This window comes from Sinomicrobium halophytocola (assembly GCF_052983395.1).
In genome coordinates this window covers 309,695-332,384 of sequence record NZ_JBRKIT010000042.1, presented here as the reverse complement: position 1 = coordinate 332,384, position 22,690 = coordinate 309,695, and the positions used below count along the sequence as shown (strand labels likewise).

Below are 22,690 nucleotides of genomic sequence, written 5' to 3'. Positions count from 1 at the left end.
GCTACGGTTTACAACCGACGACCTCAATAACTTTCGCATGCCATCCTTCAAAACACTATTTACCCAACCATTCTTTAAAATCCATGACCCTCTCCCTGCTCACAACAACGGAAGCGCCAAATTTAGGGCCCAGTGACAGGATAAGCCTTCCGTTGAAGTAATTTTCAATAGTACGGATAGACTCCACACATACGATCATCTTGCGGTTTACACGAAAGAAATCCCGTGGATTGATCCGGCGTTCTATTTCTTCGAGATTCAGGTCTATAATACACCTGTCTCCTTCTTTATGGCGGATAAAATTAACTCCTTCTTCGGCATAGAAATAAGCGATATTCCTAACGGGTATATATTGAAGGGCGCTCCCCTGTTTTACCAGAAAACGCTCGCGATAACGGGGTGACTGCAATGCTTGTTGCAACATGGAAACAGTATCTTCCGGAAGCAAGGGAAAAATTGTTCGCAGGTCGTTGTATTTCTCCAAAGCCCGTTTCAATGCGTCGATATCTATAGGCTTTAACAGATAATCTATGCTATTCACCTCAAAAGCCCGCAACGCGTACTGGTCAAAAGCCGTTGTGAATATAACCGGAGTACGTACCTTTACCTTTCTGAAAATATCAAAACAAAGTCCGTCTGCCAGTTGTATGTCCATAAAAATAAGCCCCGGCATACCAAATTCCCGAAGCCATACGACAGCCGAATCTACGGAATCTATAACATCAGCAATCTCCATATCGTCCCGGAGGCTTGCCACCAGTTTGGACAATCGTTCTGCTGCAGGTTTTTCATCTTCTATGATCAGTACTTTCACATGGTTCGATTTTAATTGCCAATTTCGGTCATCTTTCGGGCATGATGTCTATCAACGGAAGAAAAACGACAAAAGAGGTTGTACTCACCAGAATATCTACAGGTTTCCCTGTTATGATCCGGTACCTGTTCTCTATATTCTTCAAACCGATCCCCGTAGAAGCCTCCTCTTGTCTTTTCCGTTGTAAATTATTTTTTACGAAAAGCTGCCCCGCCTCATCTACCCCTACTTTTATATGCAGGGGATGCCTGGTGGAGATCTCGTTGTGTTTTATGGCATTTTCAAACAGTATCTGAAGGGCTAACGGAATGATATGGTATTTTCTATACACCTCATCCACCTGAATGTCCACCTGGAAATTATCCCCGAAACGCTCCTTGATCAGATGAATATAAGATTGCAGAAACTCCAGTTCCTCTTCCAACGGTATCAAAGGTTCGTCCCTGATTTCCAGAATATACCTGTAAACTTCCGATATCTTTTTCACAAATGCTTCCGCTCTTGAAGTATTCTCCGGGATCAGATGTGCCAGTGTGTTCAGGCTGTTAAATAGAAAATGCGGATTTACCTGGTTTTTCAACCCCTCTAATTGCGACTGCATATTGTCTTTGGCCAGTTGCGCCTTCTCTGTCTGCGATCGTTGTAACAGGCTGTAAAACCGGATAGCTTCGTAAACCGTAGTAATGAGAAAAACCAAAAGCAGCACAGTCATGGTCTCCTTGACCGAATGTGGTTTTTCTACCCCTGTCATATTCTGGATAAACGGGTTTAGCGTATGTTTTAATATCCACTTCACTGCTACATAGGTCAGTAGTACCAGCCCGATCTGGATCATCACCCGTTGAACGATCTGTTCCTGCCTGGGCCACCGCCGCATGCACTGCAACATTAAAAAGCGAAATACAAACCAGAATATCGTGGTATTGACCAGTGAACCCGGGTAATAATATATCCAGACCCCTATTCCTTTTTCGGCAAGGACATCCCCGAAGACCAACCCTATGACAATCGCACTTACCAGGGGAATACCCAAAAGGAGCATCCACCGGTCATCGAATCCCATAATAGACTTAGATCTTTTAAACATTTTTACAGCAATCTGCATACATCTTCACTAATGTACGGGCAACACAAAGTTAACAAGTTTCCCGGATTGTATTCTGTGTTCACGTCACGTAAGTTTTAGTACTCTTCATCCGGAAATAATTTGCTCTGCACCTTCAGTATGGCCAGTATTGCAATGACCATCTTAACATCCGGCGGCGGCCCTTCAATACGAAGTATTTTATCTTTGTCTTCCAGGTCAAAATTTATCCGGTGTTCCGGAAAATGACAGGACAACACCTCTACACACTCTTCTGCTAAGGTCTCTTCCCCCACATTGGTCACAAATATCTCGACAACGGACAGAGAAGTCTCTTTCACAAACACCTGTTTTTGGTCCATTGTATTCTGCTTTAAAACTGTATCCTGTAGAGAATATCCGGAAAAAAACCTCTTTGGTACAGGGTATTTATGGTCCCGGAAGATTCGTTATATCGCTGTAAAAAGATATTATCGCGATTGGTAATATTCTGGAAATCCAGGTAGAATTGCTGGGAAAGTTTACCTTTTTTACTGTTCCACTGAAAACCCACTTTTATATCCAGCCTTAAATAAGGGGAAAACCTTTCGGAATAGGCTATCTCATCGAATTTCACCTCCCTTCCGGCTGCCATACTCCCCTCCAGGTCAATCGGTGTATAATATCTACCCCCGGCGGTGGTGAACTTCATGTCTACATTAAAAATATTTCTTTTGCCTTTTCCCACTAAAAACTCCTTACCTGCCAGAAAATTGAGTATATACCTATTGTTAAATGCGGTATTTCTACTTATCCCGTCGCTTCCTTCATAACCGGAATCATACCAGGAGCCTGTAAACAGGCCATAGTATCCTTTTGAAAAGAATTTTTCCAGGGTCAGCTCCACTCCATAGTTCCTCCCTGATCCCTCGTTGACCAGATAATCATTGTCCGGAAAGCCAAAATCGTCACCTACATTCAACAGGGAAAAGCTGCTGGAAAAAGGGTCTACCGGTACCTTGCGAAGGTCCTGGTAATACACTTCCGCTTTCACGCGCCAATCGGCGGACAATTGCAGGTCATAGCCCAGCACATAATGAAGGCTTTGTAAAAAACCGAGATCTATATTGGACTGTACACGCTGTCCTTCATCATCCACGGATTCGAGAAGGTAAACGGGCAGGGGCAACATCTGGTGATGTACCCCGAAACCGACAGTAAAAGACTGGTTGGGACGAAAACGCCATTTCAGGGACAATCTCGGTTCTACAACAAAATCCTCATTTTCATTAAGGTATTGCACATGAACTCCCGTATTGAGCTCCCATCGATCGGTAAACTTATACCTGGACTGCACATAGGCCTGGTACAATGCCATGGTACCATCAAAATCCCGCAATGTCCGTTGTTGTCGGTTTTCAGTATCCCAGGCATAGGTATCCAGGGCGTACAACTCCGCCACAACTCCACCCCGAAAGGTATGCTTTGCACTAAACTTACTGTTGACATAGGTAGAAAAAGTATACCTGGTATTGTTATCATCGACCTCTTCAGACAGGGTCCTGCTCCCGTCATCATTCACCTGGTCAATACTTACCTGGGTACCGGTACCCGACACTGCAAGGCTGGTCTTTAAATAAGTGTTCTCGCTAAAGGCAAAATGATGATTCAGCCCTATCACCCCCAAACGGGAGTCCACATCGGCATCTTCATTCTGATTGGCAAAGAAATCGTCTTCTTCCACATCGTCGGCATCGAAAAAGATATCGCTGGTCCCTCCTATACCAAAGAGCGTAAAGCGTCCGAATTTACCGTACCCGGTATCTACTTTAAAGGAAAGGTCATTATAATTGGGATTTGCCGTAGTCCCCACTTCTAGCCCCATATCCTGGGCCAATTCCACAAAACTCTGCCGGTAAGAAACAACAAAAGACCCTCCGTTCTTTTTAAACAACGGACCTTCTATCATGGCTTCCAGCCCACTGAAGGCTGCCAACTGTGCCGTGGCTTCCAGGCGGTCCCGGTTACCATTGCGAAAGCGTATATCGAATACGCCGGCATTGGCATTGCCATATTCTGCCGGGAAAGCGCCCGTCAAAAAATCGGAATTGGACAACAGGTTAGTGTTAAGCGCACTTACAGGCCCTCCGGTGGTCCCCAGGGTAGAAAAATGATTCGGATTGGGAATCGGTATACCTTCCAATCGCCACAGTACCCCTATAGGAGAATTTCCCCGGATCACCAGGTCATTCCTGGAATCGTTATTGATATTTACGCCGGCATAATTGGCCGCCATCCGTGACGCGTCATTGGCCGCACCGGAAAAACGGGTAACTTCCTCCAGGGAAAACGACCTGGCACTGACTGCCGCCATTTCGTTTCGGGGCCTTCCTTTTTGCTCTCCGGAAGTCACCACGACTTCGTCCATTTGTACGATAGACTCTTCCAGGGAAGAATTCATCACTACTTCCTTACCTGCCGTTACCCTTACGCTAGGTATGGTAACGGAGGTATATCCCATATAACTGATCCGGATATCATGCCTTCCGAGCGGTACACCCTCAATACGAAAATATCCATCCATATCGGTCACCACACCCAGTACGGGACTGACCGTAAGGACTTCTATCGTTGCCCCCATCAACGGCATTTCGGTTTGCCTGTCCGTAATCCTGCCTTTTACGGTTTGGCTGACAGATTGCGCGGAGACAACAGAAGCCAGGGATATAAAAATAATGGTGAAAATGGTTGTTTTCATGGTTTTTCCCGGCAAGTTGATGTCTTACACTTCAACTCACAAGCTGATTTCCATGAATTGTAGCTAAACAAACATGAACCGAAAAATAGAGAGATGAACCGAATCCCTTTTATTCTATTTCCTCTATTTCCTTCTCCCGGTCTTTTTGCAGATCGGCCCGGAGAAACCCTTCATCATCGGGAGACTGCACCACGAATCCGGAGGCCTTATCTATTTCTACATAAAGGCTGTCGGCAACAAAATCGAGCACATGTCCGCCGGCAGTTTCATCTTCCGAAAGATAATGCAAATGAAAACCGGGAACATTAACCCTGCCCATATAAGCCGGAAGATAAAACCCTACCCCTGTTCCTTTGGTATGTTCCAACTCAAACTCGTACTGGTGTTCCTTCAGGTGTTCTGCCAGCGGCGGATAAGGCTTTTTCCCGGGGGCCTGGGCCCTGGCCAGCACCCCGGTAAAAACACCGGAAATACGGACGGCATACATTTCGTTGCGGTTCAGTACCGATTGCAAACGGGACTTGAACTTCTCATAATCCATGTCTTTTTGTACCAGGGTAAATGTGGTATCTGCCTGAAAATGTTTCACAAAGGCAACAGGTATTTTTTCCGTATCGGGTACCTTATGCACGCTTCCGTCGTAACGTATTTTATAAACTTTCCCCTCGTTCATATACAATTCTCCATCCATACCATTAAATCCGCCTACCCCGATACTTCCTTTTTTCCGAAGTTCACCAACGGACAGGTCCCCGTCGTATACCCCGGCTAATAGGGCGTCGATAATGGAATACTGGTACAGGTAATCCGGATATTCCCTGGTGTTATCCCGCACTGTTGTACGTTCTAGGGATTCTGTCTTTTCGACGGTAGTGCAGCCTGTACTATACAGGCACACCATAAACAAAAACCATATTGTCCGGAGATACGTATTCATCATTTTATTCCTGTGTTATTGGAATATCTGTTTTATCACATCATGTAGGTCCATCACTCCCCAGTGTTCAGCATATTTTCCCTCTTTTAAGCATACCATATCCATAATATCGAGGTTCTTACCTTCTATAACTTCCTTGTTGAAACGGATGCCTACGGTTTTGTTTTTTTCTGTTGTCATAGTACATTAAACTACCAATGTAACGAAATTAAGACTTTCCTCCACGGGTTTCTCAAGGATCTCTTCAAACAGCGCAAACAGTTCCGTGGTATAAGGTTGTTCGAAATGAATGTCCAGGTCTGCCCTGTTTTCCCATCGCTCGTAGAGCACAAATGTTTTCGGGGCATCTTTCACGGAATGGATATGGAAAGCCACGCAACCGGGTTCGGGACGACTGTTTTGAGCGGAATACCCGAATTGTCGTATAAACCTTTCCTGTTCACCTTCTTTCACATTAAATATCACAAAAATATCTGTTGCTTCCTGCGGATCCCGGGGCGACCTGCGGTAATGCGCCGGGGATATGGGGGCAAGATCGTTCAGGAACAAAATGTCCATGGGAACGGTCAACGCTTTTTCTCCCAGTTCCAGGACCGCTTTGGTATAGGGTTTTTCGAAATGTGCATCGAGGGCCTCCTGGTTCTTCCAACGCTCGAACAGGAAATACACCTCCGGATTTTCCCTGGCGCGATATAGATGCATGGAGAGATTACCTTCTTCGTTCCGTGCCTGTACCACGTCTTCCCGGAGCAGTTTTCCCAGTGCTTCCCGGTATTCGGGTTTGGCGTGAAAAGTGACGAGCATGGCAAATTCCGTCCGCAAAGCTTCTTCGCGGATATCGGATGCCGGTATGGATGATCTGGTATGTGTCATTGTTTTGTCGGTTTAGTGTTATTCATATACCCGGATGATCTCCCCGGTAATGCCGTTTTCCATAGTGTTTACATATGCATGAACGATCTTTTCCATGCTTACGGGTTTTAAGTCCGGAAAGAGATGACCGAAATCCTTTGCAGAATCTTCCACCATTCCAGGACTTACCACATTGACCCGGAGGCCTCTTTCCAGTTCTATTGCTGCAGACAGCACAAAACTGTGCAGGGCGCCGCTTATCAATCCTCCACCGGTAACTCCTTTGGCAGGCCTGTCGGCAAAAATCCCGGAAGTGAGCATAAAGCAGCCCTTGTCGTTCAGATAGTGCTGTCCTGTAAGCACCATGTTTACTTGTCCGAGCAATTTGCCTTTCATATTGATGAGCAGGTCCATTTCCGTCAGGGTACTGAAATTATCCATACTTCCCGAGGTTGCCGTACATATACAAGCATCAAGGGATTTTACTTCCTCGTACATTTGCCGTATGGACTTTTTGGAGGTAATATCCACACGGATATCTCCGCTGTTCCGTCCTGCCGTAATGATCTCGTGTTCCCCCGAAAGGGTTTCTGTAATTTTTTTTCCTATAGTGCCGTTAGCTCCTATAATCAATATCTTCATTAAAGGTTTTTGTGTTTAAATGAACTTATTTATGTAGCATTCCTGTAGTTTATCCATCCCGTTTATTACGTCGGAAAAAGCCGTGCATATACTGCTTTTAAGAGAAAGCATTCATGCGGATGCTTGTAAGGACACACCTATTTTTCACCTCGAAGCCTTTTTCCAACAAAAACCGCTATCTGTCAAAACATTAATTGTTCACCAGTTTCATCGCGCCTTCGGCATAGCGGTCACCCAACACCTTTATGTTATCTGAAAGGTCGGTAACGGCTCTGAGCTCTTCTTCTGAAAATGTCACATCTACGGCGGCAGCATTCTCTTCGAGATATTTGACCTTTTTGGTACCGGGGATCGGGATAATATCTTCTCCTTGGTGAAGTAACCAGGCGATGGCCAGTTGTGCGGGCGTACAGTTTTTGCCTTTTGCTATTTCTCCCAGTTTGTCTACCAGTTTTTTGTTGTGCATAAAGCTTTCTTCCTGGAACCGGGGCAGGTTTTTCCTGTAATCTTCTTCTCCCGCCGGGATATCTTTTAAAGTCCCGGTGAGCATTCCCCTCCCAAGCGGACTATACGGCACCAGGGTAATTTCCAGTTCCCGGCAAACTGGCAGGATATCCTTTTCCAGATCGCGTGTAAAGAGGGAATATTCGCTTTGCAGCGCCGTGATGGGGTGCTCGGCAAAAGCTTTTTTCAGGGAAGCGGCGGAAGCTTCGGAAAGCCCCAGGTAGCGTACCTTACCTTCTTTAACCAGGTCTGCCATAGCGCCGACGGTTTCTTCTATGGGCACATTCGGGTCTACACGGTGGCTGTAGTACAGGTCTATAGTTTCTATATTCAACCTTTTTAAACTGGCCTCGCATGCTTGTTTAACATATTCCGGGCTCCCGTCAAAATACGTTCCCGGTGTACCGCTAAACCCCGTGCTGTTTTCTTTTTGACGAAAGCCGAATTTGGTAGCTATGAATAGCTTATCCCGGTGCGGTGCCAGTACTTCAGATATAAGCGTTTCGTTATGTCCCATACCGTACATATCTGCCGTATCCCAGAAATTCACCCCGATATCCAGGGCATGTTTTAGTGTTTCCACAGATTGTTTGTCATCTCTGGGGCCGTAAGCGAAACTCATTCCCATACAGCCCAGCCCAATAGCAGACAGTTTTTCTCCTGTTTTTCCAAGTGTTCTGTAATTCATGTTATATGATTTAGATTTGTACCACAAAGATATCCCGGAAAGGAGGCTAATCGATTTCCATATTCAAACCAAAAACTATAAAATTCAAACCATAATAATCCGGGCATTCAAAAAAACACCTGATCTTACTCCATATATTACTATTGTATATCAGAACAATACATACAAAAAAGCAGGGAACAATGAAAAACCTGTTTTCATATACATACAAATAAAATCAACCTAAGTATGTCACCTGTTCACCCGCAAGCAAAAAACTTTCTGTTTTTTGCCGGAATTCCTACCTTAGCACAAATCCTGAATAACATGGAAAAACATCGATGTGGCTGGTGTGCGGGAGATCCGCTCTACGAAAAATACCACGATGAGGAGTGGGGGGTACCTGTGTATGACGATGCCACCTTATTTGAGTTCCTGATCCTGGAAACTTTCCAGGCGGGACTAAGCTGGATAACCATTCTGCGCAAGCGGGAAAATTTCAGAAAGGCCCTGGACAATTTCGACTATCTGAAGATAGCAGATTACAAGGAAGACAAAATCCTGGAGCTTTTGACAAACGAAGAGATTATACGCAATAAATTAAAGATCAGGGCTACGGTAAGCAATGCACTGGCCTTTATAAAAATACAGCAAGAGTTTGGTAGTTTCAGCAATTATATATGGGGCTTTACCGAAGGGAAACCTATCCGGAATGAACTTTCCGACTATCGTCTTGCCCCTGCCAATACCCCACTCTCGGACGAGATCAGTAAAGACATGAAGAAACGGGGCTTTAAATTTGTAGGCACTACGGTAATCTACGCTCATATGCAGGCCACGGGAATGGTTAACGACCATGAGGTGCATTGTTTCCGTTATCCGGAAGTACAACTATAGGAGCGCGTCATTGTTATTGCCCGTTACCGTTTTTAGAAGTTGTATAAAAGCATCCCTCGATATTTCTCTTGCCCCCAGGCTGGCGAGGTGTGCCGTGTATACCTGGCAATCCACAAGCTTGTAGTTCTCCTTTTTCAGTTTTTCTACCAGGGTGATGAAACCTACTTTGGAGGCGTTACTTTGCCTGGCAAACATGCTTTCTCCACAAAACACATCTCCCAGGTCTACGCCATAAAGCCCTCCTGCCAGTATTTCTCCCTGCCACACTTCTACGGAAATTGCATGACCCAGGGCATGTAAACGGCAATACGCCTCTATCATATCGTCAGTTATCCAGGTATCGTCCTGTTCCGTGCGTTTTATTTCGGCACAGGCCTGAATAACGGAGCGAAAATCGCGATTAAAGGTGACGGTAAAAACCTCCCTGTCCAGTATTTTCCGCATGCTTTTAGACACTTTTAATTCGTTCGGAAAAAGCACCATCCTCGGATCGGGACTCCACCACAGTATAGGACTGTCTTTATCAAACCACGGAAAGATACCGCTCCGGTAGGCCAGCATGAGGCGTTCGGCCGAAAGATCGCCGCCTACGGCAATCATACCTTCCACAGTAGCCAGGGAAACCGGGGGGAAAACTATTGTTTCATCAAGGAAAAACATGGATAAATAATTCAAAATTATTTTTATTAGTTAAAAAAATAAAATCCTTTTTGATTTTACAAATTTTTTATTCATATTTGTCTTGTCTTTGTGAGCATTTATTTTTCATCATTGCTTTTTGAGTTTGTCACAAAGGCAAAACCTAAAACCACAACATTAAGTCCCGATACAACCTGTCGGGACTTTTTATTTGCCTGTAAGTCAGTCACCATCGCGAATTATGCCTTGACCATTATTTCACCTTAATTTTCCTACACCACTCAGACTTTGATTTCTCTATATAAAAAACAAAGCCCGGGCTTACAGGCCCGGGTCAGTAGTATTGTTGTTTACGATTGCTCCTTGTTAAAAAGGCAGGTCGTCGTGTTCTTCTTCGTTGAAATCATTGGCGGGCTCAAAAGCATCTGCCGGTGGTACGGGAGGCATTCCGGGAGAAGGTTGCTCTGCCTGTACATTTTCTATACGCCATCCCTGGATTGAGTTGAAATACCTGGTTTCTCCCTGCGGATTCACCCATTCTCTTCCCCTCAGGTTGATACTTATTTTCACTTGCTGACCCACTTGAAAATTATTGAGCAGATCGCATTTATCCTGAACAAATTCTACCAGGATATGTTGCGGGTATTGCTCTTCTGTTGTTACAACTACTTCGCGTTTTCTAAACCCGTTACTACCAAAAGATTTCGTTTCGTCAATAAGTTTGATTCTTCCTTGAACTTCCATAATTAAACTCTCTTTTATCGTTATTTCACCTGTATTACGTATCTCAGTTACTTTTTATGAACGTGGTGTTCTATATTTTCCTTCCGCTCGGCCAGCAAGAGTTTCCAGGCCGACTGGACGTCATTTTCTTTCAAATATTCCTGTGCCTTTTTGTGTATCTTATCTTCATCATCCGAACTCAATAGTCCTTTTATTTCCACGGAATCCTTCACAAAGCCCTCTATTTCTTCTACTGAAGGCAATTGTTCTACATTCCCCAGCATACCCAAATCATTACCGGTAAGCACTTTACTTTTCCGGATAGTTTCCGGGACCTGGTCTACACCTATACCGAGGGTTGCCAGAGGTTTGGGTATTTCAAAGAAACCATCCCTTGCCCTGGAATAATAATTTCCTCCTACCCGTGCCACCAGGTCGATTTTATGCTGGTCTATCTGTCCTTCATCGTTCATTATCGCTTCATGGACATGCATTTTCAGTATCTCACATATAATAAGGTTTCCGGCACCTCCCTCTTTGCCAAGCTCTACGATCTCTTTTACCCTGCATTCAAACTGCACGGGAGACTCGGCAACCCGGAACGGTTTTACCAGATCGGAAGGAAGCATGGTAAGCCCCGCTTTTTCAAACTCATTGACCCCTTCCGGATATTCGGTGCTGGACAATGAGGCTTGCTGCACCATGTCATAGTTTACCACATTGACCACCACTTCTTCCGTAGCCCATGCATTTTCCAGGGTATGTTTCGTAGTATTGTCCCGTACCCTCCTGCTCGGAGAAAAAATAAGGACAGGCGGATTGGAACCAAATACATTAAAAAAACTGAAAGGGGACAAATTAGGATTCCCTTCCACATCTACGGTACTGGCAAACGCTATAGGCCTGGGAGCCACTGCACCCAGTAGCAATCCGTGAAATTTTGCTGTGGAAACATCTTTTGGCTCTATGGAATACATACCTCGTTTTATAAAAACAAAAGTAATTAAACCTATAGAGATATAAAATCTTTATACCATATAAACAATAAATTTACGGGTTTTACTTTATATTTATTGAAGTTATCCGAAATAGCCCATGACCTCTGTCAAACAAAAAAGCATTGCCAAATGGATCCTGATAAGCATGTCCGTATTAGTGGTTTCCCTTATTTTGTGGAACACCTATGTTTTTTTTCAGCGGTTTAAGGAAGAGGAGCGTATAAAAATGCAGTTATGGGCTGCGGCACAGGCCGAGCTTTTGCAGACTTCGGACCTGGATAAAGACCTGGGGGAATTACCCCTTAAAGTCCTTACCAACAACACGAGCACTCCCATGATACTGGTCAATGTAAACGGCATCATCACCCCCGGGAATATGAGTGAGAAGATGATCAAAGACCCCGAAATGATCCAGCAAAAAATAAGGGAGTTCGCCAGGGAGAACGAACCGTTGGAGATCAGCTATAAAAACGAAAAGCTGGCTACGTTATATTACGGGAATTCGGATGTGCTCATTAAGCTTAAGTATTACCCCATAGCCCTTATTCTTATCATCCTGCTTTTTATTGTTGTGATCCTCCTGTTCTACAGAACCTCAAAAATATCGGACCAGAACAGACTGTGGGCAGGCATGGCCAAAGAAACCGCACATCAGATCGGCACGCCATTGTCTTCACTGGTAGGGTGGGCGGAGATATTGAAAACACAGGATACGGACCCTTCTATAATTGTTGAAATAGAAAAAGACATCACGCGATTACACACCATTACGGACCGTTTTTCTAAAATAGGTTCTGTACCGGTGCTTACCCCATTGGATATCGTAGAAGAAACCAAAAATGCGTTTGATTACCTGAGAGAAAGGAGCTCCAAACTAGTTTCTTTTGAATTAGTAGCGCCGGAAAACCCGATCATGGTCAAAATAAACGCACAATTGTTCAGCTGGACCATAGAAAACCTGGTAAAGAATGCTATCGATGCCATGAAGGGCAAAGGAGATCTCCGGATTGAAATAAAAAATTCGGGAAAGCACGTAAACCTATTGGTTACGGACACAGGTAAAGGTATTCCCAAAAATATTTACAAAACTATTTTCTCCCCCGGATTCACCACTAAAAAAAGAGGCTGGGGACTGGGATTATCTCTTGTACAGCGCATTATAGAAGATTATCACGAAGGGAAGGTAAAAGTGTTGCACTCGGATATAGGTAAAGGAACAACCATGCAAATTACGCTAAAAGTCATTTTTTAACGTTAAATAAAAAGATCCAATCATAACAAACACTTAACAGGCCATGTCTTCAAGTGAAAAACTTATAGCTATCAGAGAAGCCTCGCTTTCCAATAACTGCCCCGAATGTTATACGGATACCGGGCTAACCCTTACATTTTATCAAAAACATATAGAAAACCGATGGTTTAAAAAGGTTACCGGCGAAGTTTCCAACACCCTTCGATGCAATAAATGCAATTCAACCATTTACCCGGTAAAATGGACGGACGACATAGAACGTGTTATGGAATACTACACCAAAACCGTCATCCCAAATAGAACATCTTTCCGGTTATCCAGGTTGTCTTTTATCCTTATCCTGCTTTTGATAGTAATTGTAGCAGGAATTTTTGCCACACTCCACTACACAGGGTACGGACAGGAAATTACAACTGTTCCCTGATCTTTGAGGCTATCATTTCAAATTCCTCTCCGTTCATGGATACCTTATGCTGAAAGGTCATTTCCTTCATTTCATTAAGGGGTATCAGGTGTACATGTACATGGGGCACTTCCAGGCCAACCACAGCCACGCCTACACGTTTGCAGGGGATTACTTTTTCCAAGGCCAGGGCTACCTTTCTCGAAAACGCCATGAGGCCCGTATATGTTTCCTCGTCCAGATCGAATAACTTATCCGTTTCTTTTTTAGGAATGCAAAGCGTATGGCCTTTTGCATTGGGATTAATATCCAGGAAAGCAAAATAATTTTCGTCTTCTGCCACTTTATAACAGGGGATTTCCCCGTTGACGATCTTGGTAAATAGGGTTGCCATATTAAAAATTTTAATGTGTTAATTTGTCCATGTGCCAATGGATTAATAATCGAATTGAGGCATTGGCCGATTAACAACGATGTTCTAAAAATAAAAAATCCTTTTCTGAACGCATCAAAAAAGGATTTGTTTTTTCTGTGGAAAAGATTAATTCCTGGTAATCCCCAGAACCTCTAACTTCAGCGTACCGTTAGGCACCTGGATCTCGGCAGTATCTCCAACCTTTTTCCCCAAAAGTCCTTTTCCTATCGGAGAACTTACGGATATTTTTCCGGCCTTGAGATCTGCTTCGCTCTCAGCTACCAGAGTATACTTCATTTCCATACCGTTGTTCAGGTTCTTTATTTTAACCGTAGACAACACCAGTACTTTGGAAGTATCCAACTGAGATTCATCTATAAGCCTTGCATTAGCCAGGACTTCTTCCATTTTCGAGATTTTCATTTCAAGCAAGCCCTGTGCCTCTTTTGCAGCATCGTATTCTGCATTCTCGGACAAATCCCCTTTGTCTCTCGCATCTGCTATGGCCTGGGATGCCCTGGGTCTCTCCACGCTCTTAAGGTGGTCCAGCTCGTCCCTTAACTTCTTTAATCCTTCTGCCGTGTAATAAGATACGTTACTCATAACTTCATTATTTAAATACAAAAAATCCCCTTCGGGAGAGGATTTAAGCAAATATACAAATTTTTAGATAATTTTAATTCCGTGCCTTCAAACAATACTAAGATTGCCGGAACGTTTTATAGCATAAACTTTTTACCTTTACATCTGTTTTGAAAAACGACTAAAACCTGTATCCGTGAAAACAAAAGTATATATAACTGCCCTTCTTCTTTTATTTTTTATCTGTTCCTGTAGTGATAATTCAAGGGAAAGAAATCCTTACCTGCTGGAAACTGAATTCAGTTTTGACATCAATATGAACCTCCCACTGTACAACAGCCTGAATACACCCGGAAATTCCATTTATATCGATAATGCATCCGTAGGGCTCAGGGGTATTTTTGTAATAAACACCGGTGGTGGTTTCTACGCCTGGGAAGCCAGCTGCCCAAACCATTCCCCCAACGATTGTTCTACTATGGAAATAAAAGGGGGCACCAATTGTATATGCCCATGCGAAGATTATGAGTACAACCTGTTTAACGGACAAATGCTGAACAGGCCGGATACGGAAGACAGGACCTACGACCTGCTGTTCTACCAAACCCAGGTAAGCGGGAGTACTGTGAGGGTGTATAACAATTAAGAAAGGATATTATCTGGAAAGAGCCCCTCGCGGCACTCGGGTGTGACACGGGGGGCTCTTTCCAGATAATACTTTCTAAAACTTCAGTGTAGCACCTACAAGGAAATTAATTCCTGCCTGCGGATAATAACCGGCCTCTTCTACTGTGGTTATACTTCCCGGATTAATCCGATCGCTGTCATAGGTGTAAAAAAAACCGTTAGATTCGTATTTGACGTCAAAAATATTATTCACCAGGCCGTTCAGAATAATTGATTTAAAGATCGTATTGGTTTTTATTTCGTACTGCACATTAAAATCATTCACAAAATAATCATCCAGTTTAGAGCCTTCGGCATCTATATTTCCCATATACTGCTCTCCTACATATTTGGAAAGAAAAGAAAGTTGCAGATTGTCCACAGGGAGGAATGTCAGTATGTTTCCGGCTATAACCTTCGGAGAAAAAGCGATACTGGTGTTCCCCAGGTCCCGCAATTCCCCATCGCGACGGAAGACGAAATCGACATTCCTGTTATCGCTCCATGCCACGTTAGGCCTTAACACCCACTTATCGGACAGGAATACGACAGCATCGGCTTCCAGTCCCAGACGATAACTGTCCCCGCTATTTTCCCGGACAGGGGCTCCTACATCGTTGAGTTGGCCGGTAAGCACCAATTGATCTTTATATCGCATATAGTACCCATTTATATTGAGTTTGACCTTTCCGGACAAATAACGCCATCCCAGTTCAAAATCGTTCAGGTATTCCGGCCTGGGGTTTCCGTCCTCATAATCATTCCTGTTAGGTTCCCGCCCCGCTCTGGCATAGGAAAAATAAAAATTGTGGTTCGGGTTAAGCGTATACGTAATCCCCGCTTTGGGATTAAAAAAATTGAAGGTGTCGTCTACCAGACCGGTATCTTCCCCGTTGGCTTCATACCGGATGGTTCTGTACTGCACATCCCCGAAAAGATTCCAGTGTTCGTCAATCTGATAATTCGCTTTTGCAAAAACATTGAAATCTGTTTTTTGGGAAAAATCATCATAGTACCTGTCACGAATCTCACTTTGAGAAGCGAAACGTGCCCAGATAATCTCCCCGAAATGATCTCCTTCGTATTTGTTCCACGCACCCCCGACAATAAAGTCTATATTATCCTCTTCATAGTGTGCGGAAAAGGTAGTCCCGTAAAAATCATTATCCAGCCACCTGCGGCGAATAAGGTCCGTGCTGTTTATCGTGTCATTCTCCGAAATAATGGGCGTTAATCCGTAATCGGAAAAAGAATCATCCTCCCGGTATTGTTCAAAATACCCCCTTCCGTACGTATAGTGGAATGCGAGGTTGGTACTCCAGTTATCAGATAACTTCTGGTTCCAGTGCAGCTGGGCATGATCCTGAGCATAATCGTCCACTTCATTGTCATAGAAACGGACATTTCCTTCGGCATCCGTATATTTCCCTGCGGAGTTATACGTTCTGTTATTCTTTAGGGTTTCCGCATCTATACCATTCCACGCCTGGTATGTTGTCTGGTGCCCACCAAATACCAGTGCTTTGATAAGGGTGTTATCGCTAACATAGGCGCCTTGCAGAAAATAAGATTTCAGATCGGACGAAGCCCTGTCTATATACCCATCCGAACGTATTACGGAAAGGCGTCCTGCCATTTCAAAATGGTCGTTCAGTTTTCCCGTGCTGAACTTCACCGTATGTTTCCTGGTATTAAAACTACCATAGGAATTGGATATCTCCCCGCTCGCTTCTTCGGAAACCACATCGGTAAGCATATTCAGACTGGCGCCAAACGCTCCGGCGCCGTTGGTAGAAGTCCCTACTCCCCGCTGCAACTGCAGGTTTTCTACGGACGAAGCAAAATCGGGCATATTCACCCAGAAAGTCCCGTGTGATTCCGAATCGTTATAAGGGATCCCGTTGATCGTAACGTTCACCCTGGTCGCATCGCTCCCTCTCACCCGGATACCGGTGTATCCTACTCCGGCACCGGCATCTGTGGTAGTCACTACCGAAGGCAGGTAATTCATAAGTACGGGAATGTCCTGTCCCAGGTTTCGCGGAGCCATCTCCGTTTTATTCAGGTTGCTGAAAGTTACCGGACTCTGGGCGGTAACCCTGACGGCCGAAACCAAAACCTCATCCAGGGACACCAGTTCGGACACCGCAGAATCCTTCTCTTTTTCTTCCTGAGCCCCGGCATACATAACAAAACATACCAGCACAATAAGGGTTAAAAAACTTTTGGAAGAGATTAGTTTTCCGTCATTCAAAAATCCATACAACATATTCATTCGTAACAATTTTGTACGAATAAAAGGGGTCATTATTCCTCGGTTAAAAAATCGATTGTCTTCGGCCGGAGAGATTCTTTTTTTACTTAATTTAAAAAATCCCCGTGTGCCATATGGCTTCCCGAAGGCCGAAAATTTAAATTTCCGGACATCCGGCCCTCCCTAAACAGCATTACCTGTTCGAGGTTCTATGGGTATGATCTCAGCTTGCCCCCGCCGTGTTCTGTACATCTTACGACGGAGTTTAAGCACCCCTTTGAGATATTTGAGCTCTGCAAAATTACAAGGTAAAAATGTATTTTCAATACCGTAACACGGTTTTTTTAATAATCTCTCATTTCAAAAATAAATTACACACACATAAAAGTTTGGCAGGAACTTTGTACTTTGCTCCCGTATGCCGGGATTTTACTCCCGTATTCCTATTTTTGTCATATGAGCACCAAAAAAAGCACAATTACTTACAAGGTACTTTTGAGTTATATTGCCCTGGCCATACTCATTATGGCTGTAGGCTGGTTTATATATGCAGAGTTCCAGATATTTACAAAAAATCAGAACACCAATACTTTCGAAAGCAAAAAATTACTTAGGACCAGTTCTCTCATAACCCATCTTTACGAAACGGAAAGCCTGGCAAGGATAACACTGCAATCTTCCTCTCCCAGCAACTTTAACGCTTTTATGGATGAAACCGCTGTCCTGTATGAGGAAATAGACTCTCTAAAGCCATTAATTGATAATGAAAATAAAATAGGGCTTCTGAACTTACTGGATAGTGTAAAAATCCTGCTGGATAAAAAAGTAGACAATATCCGGGAACTCCGGGCGCTTAAAAGAAGGGATGAAACTGATGTTTCCCTTGAAAAAGCCATCCAGGAAATTACCCAGATGGAATCTTCCGTAGGAATGGCTACCGTAGAGAATGTCTTTGACAATACAGAACAACTTAGGGAACCCCAAAGAGATTCTTTGCAGGCATGGGTTGACCTTATTAACAACTACCGAAAAGACCATATTGATCCTTCAGACAGGGAAAAAGTAGCAGATTCCGTTTTAACTGCTTCCAAACAACTTCTAAAAGATTTAAAACTGAAATCCCTGAAAATAAAAAGGACCCTCAGCAACAAGGAAAGCGAACTATTGAGAAATGACATCACTATTTCCCAGCAGCTCCGGGAGATCCTGTCCTCTTTTGAAAGTGAGATCATAAACACTACGAATACACTAAACCGGCAAAGGGATGTGGCCCTGAAAAATACTGTACGGGTTATCACCATTGCAGCCGTTATAGGGCTTTTGCTCGCTATTTTCTTTTCCTACCTTATTCTGAATGATTTCTGGAAAAGCCAATCTTACAGGAAACAGCTGGAAAAAGCCAAGAGCACTACGGAACAACTCTTAAAAAGCCGGGAACAGCTTATTTATACTGTGGGTCATGACCTGAGGACTCCCCTGAGCACTATTATAGGATACACAGACCTTCTTCACAATACAGAGATCAACCCAAAACAGGAGCAATATGTCTCGCGGGTTAAAAACGCCTCCGAATACGTGAGCAGCCTGGTAGACGACCTCCTGGATTACAACAAACTGGAAGCAGGCAAAATTAAAATAGAAAACACCTTGTTTTCCCTGGAGAATATTATAACAGACACGGCAGAAGGCACCCGCCCCCTATACTCAAAAAAATCCATTGAACTGATCATAGAACTGGATGGGCGCTTGAAACGCAATCTGGCGGGCGATCCGTTCCGCCTTAAACAAATACTCACCAACCTCATTGGGAATGCCTATAAGTTTACGGAAAAGGGCCATATTCTCATCAAAGCCGGAGTGCTGGAAAAATACGGTAATACATACCGGGTCCGGATCGATGTGCAAGACACGGGTATAGGAATACGAAAAGACAAGCAGGAGATCATTTTCAACGAATTCACCCAGGCAGAAAGTGCCATAGAGAAAAAATACGGCGGGACCGGGCTTGGACTTACCATCTCCAAAAAGCTGGCAACCCTCCTTAACGGCACCCTCGAATTGAGCAGCACAGAAGGAAAAGGCAGTACTTTTACCTTAAAGCTCCCCCTCCAAATACCAGCCGAAGAAGCCAATAAAATAACCCCGCCAAAATCGGTAGCTCCCAAGCTTCAAACCAAGGTCAAAGCCATACTGATAGATGATGATGAATCCGTGCTCAGTCTTACTTCCGAAATCCTGAAACAACAATCGTGCAACGTAAAAGCGTTTTCCAAAGCATCGAAGGCATTGGATTATATAAAGAAAAATGACTTTGACATTATACTTACCGATATTCAAATGCCGGAAATGAACGGATTTCTATTCCTTGAAGCTCTCCATAACGACGAAAACTTCCGCAATACCAAAAAACCGGTAATCGCCATTACCGGAAGAGCAGACCTGAATACCGAAGAATATATAGAGGCCGGTTTTGCCGCTGTCATCCAAAAGCCTTTTGCTCCGGGCGCTCTGATCGAACTTATTTCCGGACTTCTCGGAGAAAACAACATGGAAGCGGGAGAATTTCAAAGCCCTGTCAGGAAGGAAATCTATACCCCTGCTGACGATGTTGGATTATACAACCTGGAAACACTGCGCAAACTACTGCAAAATGACGAAGAAGCGCTGAAAGAAATCTTGCAGACCTTCATAGACGCTACAGAAAAAAATATGGAGATACTGACCGCTCAGTTTAGGGATAAAGATATAGAAGGGGTAAAACACACGGCGCATAAAATGCTGTCCATGTTTAAACAAATAGAGGCGTGGGATGTTGCTGAAACACTGGAAATACTGGAATTCTACCGGCAGGGTACCTCCAATGAAGAAGCGGAAACATACGCCAGGGAGCTACAGGACAAAATACCTTCCATACTCCGGGAACTTCGGGAGGAAGTGGCATGATATTACAAGTATCGGAACAAGAAAAAACTAGAGGTCTATATTGTATAGTTTCAGCTTATTGTACAGGGTCTTTCGGTTCATCTTCAATAGTTCCGCGGCCTTGCTCTTGTTGTTATTGGTTTCGCGAAGCGCGTTGAGTATCATTTCCTTTTCGTTCTCGGTCTTAAAGAAACTATACTCCATCCTTTGATTCTCCGGTTTGAAAATTTCCTGTGGAAGTGCATCTTCCTGGATATATTCGGAAGTGGTGAGCAGGGTAGCGCGCTTTATTACATTCTGTAATTCCCGGATATTTCCTGGCCAGCTATAATTTTGAAATGCTTCAGTCACCGCGGAAGAAAATCCTAAAATATTTTTCCCCAGTTGCCTGTTGGCAAAATCCAGAAAATGGTCTGCAAAAACCATGAGATCATCTTTTCTCTGGGATAAGCTAGGAACATTAATGGAAAATTCATTCAGCCGGTGATAAAGGTCTTCCCGGAAATCTCCTTTGCGAACTGCCGCCTGGAGATCTTCGTTAGTCGCGGTGATAAGTCGTATATCCACCTTTATCTCCTTGCTGCTTCCTATTCTTTTGATCTTTCTTTCCTGTAACGCCCTTAAAAGCTGTATCTGGTTTTCATAAGAAAGATTTCCCACTTCATCGAGGAAAATAGTTCCTCCGTTAGCTGCTTCAAAATGTCCTATCTTATCGTTTACCGCACCGGTAAACGATCCTTTTACATGCCCGAAAAATTCGCTGGCAGCGATCTCCTTCGGTATCGCCCCGCAGTCTACCGCTATAAAATTTTCTCCGGACCTGGAACTTTTATTGTGAATGGCTTTGGCGACAACTTCCTTTCCGGTCCCGCTTTCCCCGATAATTAAAACGGACATATCCGTTGGCCCGACAAGATCTATATATTGATTGAGTTTTCTGGAAGCTGAGCTGGCACCTGCAACAAACTTCTCGCGCGTGTCCGGTGACTGCACTTCCGCTTTTGCAGAGGGTTGTTTTTTCTCTGACGGATTTTCTTTGGCTTCCTGCAATGCTTTATTGATAATTAAAAGCACTTCATCCGGGTTGAACGGTTTGGAGATGTAGTCGAAAGCTCCCTTTTTCATGGCCTTGACAGCAGTATTTATATCTGCATAACCTGTCATAAGCACGACGGGGATCATGGGAAAATCCTGTTTTATTTCACTGAGTAAGTCCAGTCCGTCATAATTAGGTAGACGTAAATCCGTAATAATCAGGTCGAATGTTTGCGCTGCTATTTTACTTTTGGCCTCCATGGCGGAAAAACTGGTGGAAATATCGTGTCCGTTCTTGTTCAAAAATTTTTCCAGCACCTTGCAAAAGGCCACATCATCTTCTATAATAAGGATATTGGGCATCAAATATTTAAATTAAGTAATCTAACATCAGGATATTGCTGCCTTAAAGATACATTTTATATCCGTATTGGTAAAGTCCGTAAATTCTTGGTGATTTTCCGGTCAAACCCGCTGTTTCACAAAAGTAAACACTTAAAACCATTTCGCTCGTTAAAAAAATAAAAAAAAAGAGACCGCCTCCGCGGTCCCTTTTACTAACCAACCTAATCTTGGACACAAAATCACTTCTGTATCCACTCACCGTTATTATTGGCATTTAACTGCCGTTCCCTTTTTGCATAACAATCATTCCCTTTATTTATAGTACTAACCTTTATTCTTATTCCTTCGAATTCATTTTGCTTTGTCTGCATTCTTCTCAGGTTTATTGTACCATAATCTGTTTTATCTAATGAAATTATAGTGCCATTCTGTAACTTCACTACGAACGAAATACAAAATACTGACAAATAACACATTACAATCAACTCAAAAATATACCACTTTACAAAGTGTGTAATGCCTCATGTGTAATGCCCGGGGCAGTGTGTAAATTTTATACATAAACAGCGATCAACCCGCAGCCACACAGGGACTCCCTATCGGACTATAACCTATATAACTTACAGACCAATTACAAAAGCTACAAGCTTATAAATAACTAATATGGTAACAGAGAATTAAAAGGATGGAAAGACTCAAGAACTCAAAATTTGAAATATTTATCAAGGGAATTCAGAAGGTGCAGGGAACATAACATTTATATAAATACAGGAAAAGATCTCTCCAACTGCAAAATACAATTGATTATTATGTAGAAATAACTCAGAATTACCAAGCAAAAACCTCGACTACTTTTGCCCTTGATCCGGCGCCATGTCCCTGTTAAAGAAACGGGCACTGATATGGATTCGAAATAAAAAAAAGAAAGGCCACCGAAGGAGACCTTTCTTTTAGCTAAATCAAGTGTATATAATAGAGGGGACTTATCCTATTTCTGAATCCATTCTCCATCTTCGCTGGCATACAATACAGCGGCAGTACCATCAACGGTAATATCCAGTTTGTACTCTTTGTTTTCATTCACAGCGGCCTTGTCCAAAGTAGCATTCGGGAAATCTGCTGCCAAAGCGTCTTTTACAGCTTGAGGCACATCATCGGCAGATACTTCTGTGTACTCTTCCTGAAGAACAACATCCATTATTCCATCATGAAGCACTGGAGTGGTAGCTGCTATTGTGGTAAGACTTCCTAACGCTAATACTGAAGCAAAAACTAACTTTTTCATAATACTGAGTTTTAAGATTATACTTGTTTTCAATTCT

The 22,690-nt window shown here is 43.5% G+C and carries 23 protein-coding genes; 5 read left to right on the top strand and 18 right to left on the bottom strand.

Annotated elements, in window-relative coordinates; translation table 11 throughout:
* Positions 1-55 precede the first annotated feature (55 nt).
* The 9 genes from ACVBDY_RS19790 to ACVBDY_RS19750 all read right to left on the bottom strand — a co-directional run bounded on the left by ACVBDY_RS19790 (position 56) and on the right by ACVBDY_RS19750 (position 8,258).
* The gene (locus ACVBDY_RS19790; RefSeq protein WP_447177194.1) at positions 56-814 is read right to left on the bottom strand and encodes a LytR/AlgR family response regulator transcription factor; all 759 of its coding nucleotides are present in this window, start codon (positions 812-814) and stop codon (positions 56-58) included.
* A 28-nt stretch (positions 815-842) separates the two neighbouring features.
* Positions 843-1,901 carry a sensor histidine kinase gene (locus ACVBDY_RS19785; protein WP_447177193.1) on the bottom strand — a complete coding sequence of 353 codons (1,059 nt, stop codon included), beginning with the start codon at positions 1,899-1,901 and terminating at the stop codon, positions 843-845.
* 95 nt (positions 1,902-1,996) lie between these two features.
* Positions 1,997-2,260 (bottom strand): hypothetical protein, encoded by a 264-nt coding sequence (locus ACVBDY_RS19780; RefSeq protein WP_447177192.1) that lies wholly within the window; start codon positions 2,258-2,260, stop codon positions 1,997-1,999.
* A gap of 11 nt (positions 2,261-2,271) precedes the next feature.
* Positions 2,272-4,635, bottom strand: a complete 2,364-nt coding sequence (locus ACVBDY_RS19775) for a TonB-dependent receptor (RefSeq protein WP_447177191.1) — start codon at positions 4,633-4,635, stop codon at positions 2,272-2,274.
* A 109-nt stretch (positions 4,636-4,744) separates the two neighbouring features.
* Positions 4,745-5,575 (bottom strand): acetolactate decarboxylase, encoded by an 831-nt coding sequence (gene budA, locus ACVBDY_RS19770; protein WP_447177190.1) that lies wholly within the window; start codon positions 5,573-5,575, stop codon positions 4,745-4,747.
* A 12-nt stretch (positions 5,576-5,587) separates the two neighbouring features.
* The gene (locus tag ACVBDY_RS19765; protein WP_447177189.1) at positions 5,588-5,752 is read right to left on the bottom strand and encodes a hypothetical protein; all 165 of its coding nucleotides are present in this window, start codon (positions 5,750-5,752) and stop codon (positions 5,588-5,590) included.
* A 6-nt stretch (positions 5,753-5,758) separates the two neighbouring features.
* Positions 5,759-6,445, bottom strand: a complete 687-nt coding sequence (locus tag ACVBDY_RS19760) for a putative quinol monooxygenase (protein WP_447177188.1) — start codon at positions 6,443-6,445, stop codon at positions 5,759-5,761.
* 18 nt (positions 6,446-6,463) lie between these two features.
* The gene (locus tag ACVBDY_RS19755) at positions 6,464-7,066 is read right to left on the bottom strand and encodes a short chain dehydrogenase (RefSeq protein WP_447177187.1); all 603 of its coding nucleotides are present in this window, start codon (positions 7,064-7,066) and stop codon (positions 6,464-6,466) included.
* A gap of 190 nt (positions 7,067-7,256) precedes the next feature.
* On the bottom strand, positions 7,257-8,258 hold the full coding sequence (locus ACVBDY_RS19750; RefSeq protein ID WP_447177186.1) for an aldo/keto reductase: 1,002 nt from the start codon (positions 8,256-8,258) through the stop codon (positions 7,257-7,259).
* Positions 8,259-8,564: 306 nt separating this feature from the next.
* On the opposite strand from ACVBDY_RS19750, the gene ACVBDY_RS19745 reads away from it, so the two are divergent.
* Positions 8,565-9,134, top strand: a complete 570-nt coding sequence (locus tag ACVBDY_RS19745) for a DNA-3-methyladenine glycosylase I (RefSeq protein WP_447177185.1) — start codon at positions 8,565-8,567, stop codon at positions 9,132-9,134.
* On the opposite strand, the gene aat is transcribed toward ACVBDY_RS19745, so the two are convergent.
* The 3 genes from aat to ACVBDY_RS19730 all read right to left on the bottom strand — a co-directional run bounded on the left by aat (position 9,129) and on the right by ACVBDY_RS19730 (position 11,473).
* Positions 9,129-9,794, bottom strand: coding sequence for a leucyl/phenylalanyl-tRNA--protein transferase (gene aat / locus ACVBDY_RS19740; RefSeq protein ID WP_447177252.1), 666 nt, complete (start codon positions 9,792-9,794; stop codon positions 9,129-9,131). The genes ACVBDY_RS19745 and aat overlap by 6 nt on opposite strands.
* Before the next feature lie 345 nt (positions 9,795-10,139).
* Positions 10,140-10,517, bottom strand: a complete 378-nt coding sequence (locus tag ACVBDY_RS19735; protein WP_447177184.1) for a DUF3127 domain-containing protein — start codon at positions 10,515-10,517, stop codon at positions 10,140-10,142.
* Between the two features lie 47 nt (positions 10,518-10,564).
* On the bottom strand, positions 10,565-11,473 hold the full coding sequence (locus ACVBDY_RS19730; RefSeq protein WP_447177183.1) for a flavin reductase family protein: 909 nt from the start codon (positions 11,471-11,473) through the stop codon (positions 10,565-10,567).
* Positions 11,474-11,591: 118 nt separating this feature from the next.
* On the opposite strand from ACVBDY_RS19730, the gene ACVBDY_RS19725 reads away from it, so the two are divergent.
* Entirely contained in the window at positions 11,592-12,746 is a 1,155-nt protein-coding gene (locus ACVBDY_RS19725) for a sensor histidine kinase (protein ID WP_447177182.1), read from the top strand.
* Positions 12,747-12,789: 43 nt separating this feature from the next.
* Positions 12,790-13,170 carry a hypothetical protein gene (locus ACVBDY_RS19720; protein WP_447177181.1) on the top strand — a complete coding sequence of 127 codons (381 nt, stop codon included), beginning with the start codon at positions 12,790-12,792 and terminating at the stop codon, positions 13,168-13,170.
* Here ACVBDY_RS19720 and ACVBDY_RS19715 read toward each other — a convergent pair.
* Together ACVBDY_RS19715 and greA are read right to left on the bottom strand one after the other, a co-directional pair.
* A complete protein-coding gene (locus ACVBDY_RS19715) occupies positions 13,154-13,543 on the bottom strand; it encodes an HIT family protein (protein WP_447177180.1) in 390 nt (129 codons plus the stop codon). The two genes, ACVBDY_RS19720 and ACVBDY_RS19715, sit on opposite strands and share 17 nt — an antisense overlap.
* A 147-nt stretch (positions 13,544-13,690) precedes the next feature.
* On the bottom strand, positions 13,691-14,167 hold the full coding sequence (greA, locus tag ACVBDY_RS19710; RefSeq protein ID WP_447177179.1) for a transcription elongation factor GreA: 477 nt from the start codon (positions 14,165-14,167) through the stop codon (positions 13,691-13,693).
* A 175-nt stretch (positions 14,168-14,342) separates the two neighbouring features.
* Here greA and ACVBDY_RS19705 point away from each other — a divergent pair, with 175 nt between their 5' ends.
* Entirely contained in the window at positions 14,343-14,792 is a 450-nt protein-coding gene (locus ACVBDY_RS19705) for a Rieske (2Fe-2S) protein (protein ID WP_447177178.1), read from the top strand.
* 75 nt (positions 14,793-14,867) lie between these two features.
* Here ACVBDY_RS19705 and ACVBDY_RS19700 read toward each other — a convergent pair whose 3' ends face one another.
* The gene (locus ACVBDY_RS19700) at positions 14,868-17,000 is read right to left on the bottom strand and encodes a TonB-dependent receptor (RefSeq protein WP_447177251.1); all 2,133 of its coding nucleotides are present in this window, start codon (positions 16,998-17,000) and stop codon (positions 14,868-14,870) included.
* A 522-nt stretch (positions 17,001-17,522) separates the two neighbouring features.
* On the opposite strand from ACVBDY_RS19700, the gene ACVBDY_RS19695 reads away from it, so the two are divergent.
* Complete coding sequence (locus ACVBDY_RS19695) at positions 17,523-20,009, top strand: hybrid sensor histidine kinase/response regulator (RefSeq protein WP_447177177.1); 2,487 nt, start codon at positions 17,523-17,525, stop codon at positions 20,007-20,009.
* Positions 20,010-20,036: 27 nt separating this feature from the next.
* On the opposite strand, the gene ACVBDY_RS19690 is transcribed toward ACVBDY_RS19695, so the two are convergent.
* The 3 genes from ACVBDY_RS19690 to ACVBDY_RS19680 all read right to left on the bottom strand — a co-directional run bounded on the left by ACVBDY_RS19690 (position 20,037) and on the right by ACVBDY_RS19680 (position 22,653).
* Entirely contained in the window at positions 20,037-21,386 is a 1,350-nt protein-coding gene (locus tag ACVBDY_RS19690) for a sigma-54-dependent transcriptional regulator (RefSeq protein WP_447177176.1), read from the bottom strand.
* A gap of 221 nt (positions 21,387-21,607) precedes the next feature.
* A complete protein-coding gene (locus ACVBDY_RS19685; RefSeq protein ID WP_447177175.1) occupies positions 21,608-21,739 on the bottom strand; it encodes a hypothetical protein in 132 nt (43 codons plus the stop codon).
* 617 nt (positions 21,740-22,356) lie between these two features.
* Positions 22,357-22,653, bottom strand: a complete 297-nt coding sequence (locus tag ACVBDY_RS19680; RefSeq protein ID WP_447177174.1) for a hypothetical protein — start codon at positions 22,651-22,653, stop codon at positions 22,357-22,359.
* Positions 22,654-22,690 lie beyond the last annotated feature (37 nt).

Coding starts and splice junctions, on each gene's coding strand:
- ACVBDY_RS19785 (WP_447177193.1), bottom strand. CDS start 1,901: ATGTTTAAAAGATCTAAGTCTATTATGGGATTCGATGACCGGTGGATG.
- ACVBDY_RS19780 (WP_447177192.1), bottom strand. CDS start 2,260: ATGGACCAAAAACAGGTGTTTGTGAAAGAGACTTCTCTGTCCGTTGTC.
- ACVBDY_RS19775 (WP_447177191.1), bottom strand. CDS start 4,635: ATGAAAACAACCATTTTCACCATTATTTTTATATCCCTGGCTTCTGTT.
- budA (WP_447177190.1), bottom strand. CDS start 5,575: ATGATGAATACGTATCTCCGGACAATATGGTTTTTGTTTATGGTGTGC.
- ACVBDY_RS19765 (WP_447177189.1), bottom strand. CDS start 5,752: ATGACAACAGAAAAAAACAAAACCGTAGGCATCCGTTTCAACAAGGAA.
- ACVBDY_RS19760 (WP_447177188.1), bottom strand. CDS start 6,445: ATGACACATACCAGATCATCCATACCGGCATCCGATATCCGCGAAGAA.
- ACVBDY_RS19755 (WP_447177187.1), bottom strand. CDS start 7,066: ATGAAGATATTGATTATAGGAGCTAACGGCACTATAGGAAAAAAAATT.
- ACVBDY_RS19750 (WP_447177186.1), bottom strand. CDS start 8,258: ATGAATTACAGAACACTTGGAAAAACAGGAGAAAAACTGTCTGCTATT.
- ACVBDY_RS19745 (WP_447177185.1), top strand. CDS start 8,565: ATGGAAAAACATCGATGTGGCTGGTGTGCGGGAGATCCGCTCTACGAA.
- aat (WP_447177252.1), bottom strand. CDS start 9,794: ATGTTTTTCCTTGATGAAACAATAGTTTTCCCCCCGGTTTCCCTGGCT.
- ACVBDY_RS19735 (WP_447177184.1), bottom strand. CDS start 10,517: ATGGAAGTTCAAGGAAGAATCAAACTTATTGACGAAACGAAATCTTTT.
- ACVBDY_RS19730 (WP_447177183.1), bottom strand. CDS start 11,473: ATGTATTCCATAGAGCCAAAAGATGTTTCCACAGCAAAATTTCACGGA.
- ACVBDY_RS19725 (WP_447177182.1), top strand. CDS start 11,592: ATGACCTCTGTCAAACAAAAAAGCATTGCCAAATGGATCCTGATAAGC.
- ACVBDY_RS19720 (WP_447177181.1), top strand. CDS start 12,790: ATGTCTTCAAGTGAAAAACTTATAGCTATCAGAGAAGCCTCGCTTTCC.
- ACVBDY_RS19715 (WP_447177180.1), bottom strand. CDS start 13,543: ATGGCAACCCTATTTACCAAGATCGTCAACGGGGAAATCCCCTGTTAT.
- greA (WP_447177179.1), bottom strand. CDS start 14,167: ATGAGTAACGTATCTTATTACACGGCAGAAGGATTAAAGAAGTTAAGG.
- ACVBDY_RS19700 (WP_447177251.1), bottom strand. CDS start 17,000: ATGTATGCCGGGGCTCAGGAAGAAAAAGAGAAGGATTCTGCGGTGTCC.
- ACVBDY_RS19695 (WP_447177177.1), top strand. CDS start 17,523: ATGAGCACCAAAAAAAGCACAATTACTTACAAGGTACTTTTGAGTTAT.
- ACVBDY_RS19690 (WP_447177176.1), bottom strand. CDS start 21,386: ATGCCCAATATCCTTATTATAGAAGATGATGTGGCCTTTTGCAAGGTG.
- ACVBDY_RS19685 (WP_447177175.1), bottom strand. CDS start 21,739: ATGCAGACAAAGCAAAATGAATTCGAAGGAATAAGAATAAAGGTTAGT.
- ACVBDY_RS19680 (WP_447177174.1), bottom strand. CDS start 22,653: ATGAAAAAGTTAGTTTTTGCTTCAGTATTAGCGTTAGGAAGTCTTACC.